The sequence below is a fragment of the Zoogloea sp. genome (assembly GCF_023150065.1).
Taxonomy (GTDB): domain Bacteria; phylum Pseudomonadota; class Gammaproteobacteria; order Burkholderiales; family Rhodocyclaceae; genus Zoogloea.
Genome location: NZ_JAKLLN010000060.1, coordinates 1 through 2,008 on the forward strand (window position 1 = coordinate 1; position 2,008 = coordinate 2,008).

1 protein-coding gene and 1 pseudogene are annotated in these 2,008 nt (G+C 68.2%); both read right to left on the reverse strand.

Going from position 1 to position 2,008, the window contains the following annotated elements; translation table 11 throughout:
* A partial coding sequence (locus L6Q67_RS23340) for a DUF4158 domain-containing protein (RefSeq protein WP_296575848.1) occupies nt 1–977 on the reverse strand: 977 nt, incomplete at its 3' end.
* 128 nt (nt 978–1,105) lie between these two features.
* A pseudogene (radA, locus tag L6Q67_RS23345) lies at nt 1,106–2,008 on the reverse strand (DNA repair protein RadA); the annotation flags it as partial.

The window sequence follows — 2,008 nt, forward strand, 5'->3', positions numbered from 1 at the left end:
GACTGTGCTTTGTCCGCTGCCTCGCGAAACAGTTGCTGGCTGCGCCGGCTGGATTGCAAGAGGGCGACATCGGTGAGTTCGAGCAGCGTCACCCTCAGGAAGCAGACCAACTCGATCAGCCTGCGCGCTGGCTTGAGCTCCCGCGTCTTCACAGGGCGCCTGGCCTGGACCTGACGGGCATAGGCCTGCTGCTTGGCCAGCGACACGGCGCTCAAGTTCCAGTCGTGGGCACCGAGCTCCTTGAGGTAGCGGACCTTGTCGACGGTTTCGGTAAGGGTGCTGGGGCCGTGACGCTTCGACGGGGTCTTCAGCCACTCCAGGTGCGTCGTGTCGGTGTCCGGCCGAGCGCTGTATGCGGCGTCGACAACTTTCTGGGCCGCTGCCGGTGGCAAGGCGGCATTGACCGCGCCGAGGATCTGCGCCTCCACCGCTGCAAATGCGTCACGAGCCCAGTCCTGCAGGCGGCGCGCTCCTGGGATCAGGATGCGCCGCGTGAACAGCCAGTGGCCGGCCGACTGGACCAGGTCATCGGCGTGGGGCGCGTCGGCAGCTTGGGCCAGCAGGGCCGCAGTCAGCGCGGCTTCGTCTTCGATTTCAAGCTCGCGCAGGCCCAGGTAGGTCTTGGCCCAGAGCTGATGCTTGGTGAGCGTCTGCCGGCGCTTGTAGATTGACCGCAGGCTGGCGATGGACGGCGGCGACACGGCCAGGACCTGGGCAGTATGTCGCAGGAGGTTTCGGGGGAGCAACTTGAACCCGTCGAGCGGTCGACCGGCCACGCGCATGAACATGAGCATCAGCGCGGCGGGCAGTCGGTGGTCGCTGCGGAACTGCTCCCGGACGGCCGCCACCTCCGCCGACGTGAGCGTGAAGAACTGCTCCCGGTCGAACTCACTCAGGCGAGGCGGCAAGGCCTCCTGGCCGACGAAGCGCAGGGCGAAGGCGGGCATGGAGCTGGGCAGCAGCGGGTGGGCGGTCAATGTACCGCCATGGCTGCCGCCAAGGCCGTCGGCTGATCATCCCGAGGGGATGGAGGCGGCCTGGAACCCGCGTGGATACTGGGTTTCAGGCGAAAGCGCACCAATCTGCACGAAAAGTACGACTACCCCAGCATGGGGCGGGTCCCCTCCAGCGCGGCCAGCACACACGTGCCGGGTATCGGCTGCGAGTGTCCCGCCAGAAAGATCGCGCTCGGGTTGGACACGCCCTTGAGCCCACGCTCGGTCATCGCGAATACGCCCACTTCGTTGACGGCACCGAACCGGTTCTTGAAGGCGCGCACCAGCCGATAGCTCGAATGCGTGTCCCCCTCGAAATACAGCACCGTGTCCACGATGTGCTCGAGCACACGTGGGCCGGCCAGGGTGCCGTCCTTGGTCACGTGGCCCACCAGCACCACGCAGCAGCCCCGGCTCTTGGCCAGCCGGGTCAACTGGGCCGCGCACTCACGCACCTGCGCCACCGAACCGGGCGCCGAGGTGAGCGCCCCGCTCCAGACGGTCTGGATGGAGTCCACGACGACGAGCTGAGCGTCCTCGCTCTGGATCGTCGCCACGATCTTCTCCAGGTTGATCTCGGCTTGCGCCCGTAACTGGCGGCCGTCGACGCCCAGCCGCCTCGCGCGCAGCGCCAGCTGCGCCGCCGACTCCTCGCCGGTGATGTACAGCACGCGCTGGTCGCGCGACAGCGCGTCGGCGGCCTGCAGCAACAGCGTGCTCTTGCCCACCCCTGGGTCGCCGCCCAGCAGCACCACGCCGCCGGCGACGATGCCGCCGCCCAACGCGCGGTCGAACTCCTCGATCCCCGTGGGTAGCCGTTCGATCTCCTCGGCGGCGATCTCGCTGAGCGCTGCCACGGCTTGCGTGCCAGCCAGCGCGCTGTAGCGGTGCCTGGTCGGCGGCGCGGCCTCGAGCGCGGTCTCCTCCAGGGTGTTCCACTCTTCGCAGCCAGGGCATCGGCCCAGCCACTTCGGGCTTGCGTGCCCGCAACTCGTGCAGGTGTACTGCGTCTT